The organism is Kribbella sindirgiensis, assembly GCF_004331435.1.
Taxonomy (GTDB): domain Bacteria; phylum Actinomycetota; class Actinomycetes; order Propionibacteriales; family Kribbellaceae; genus Kribbella; species Kribbella sindirgiensis.
This window is the reverse complement of sequence record NZ_SJKA01000048.1, coordinates 1-534: the sequence shown is the minus strand read 5'-3', so window position 1 is coordinate 534 and position 534 is coordinate 1. Positions and strand designations below refer to the sequence as shown.

The window sequence follows — 534 nt, the reverse complement described above, 5'->3', positions numbered from 1 at the left end:
CGCACTGACCTACGCCGACCGGCACGCGGTCGTCGAGGGCTACCAATGGCTGCCGGGCTACGAACAGCTTCGTGTGTATGGCGGTGACGGTTGCCCTGGGGTGGCTGAGTTCGCGCCGATCGAGTTCGGGGCGGTGATGGGGATGTCGTCGGGTGCGGCCGCGTCGCTGATCGGTGAGGCGCTCGCGTTGCGGCATCGGCTGCCGAGGATCTGGGCCGCGGTGCTGGACGGGGACGCCGTGCCGTGGCGGGCTCGCAAGATCGCGCGCGCCTGCCTGTCGCTGTCGCAGGAAGCCGCCGCGATCGTCGACCGGCGGGTGGTCGGGATCGTGGACACCGTCACCCCGGGCGCCTTGGGAAAGATCGTCAAGGCTGCGGTTTGGGAGGCAGATCCCGAGGCCGCGCAAGCCCAGGCCGAGGCTGCCGCCCGGACGCGGGGCGTGTTCGTCGCCCCGTCCGACGACCACGGCACCAAGCAAATCTGGGTCCGCGCCGCCGCCGGTGACGTGATCCGCTTCGACGCCACCATCGACGA

1 protein-coding gene is annotated in these 534 nt (G+C 71.2%); it reads left to right on the top strand.

What is annotated here, in order from left to right; translation table 11 throughout:
- On the top strand, positions 1 to 534 hold a 534-nt coding region (locus tag E0H50_RS42685), incomplete at both ends, for a DUF222 domain-containing protein (protein ID WP_165547492.1).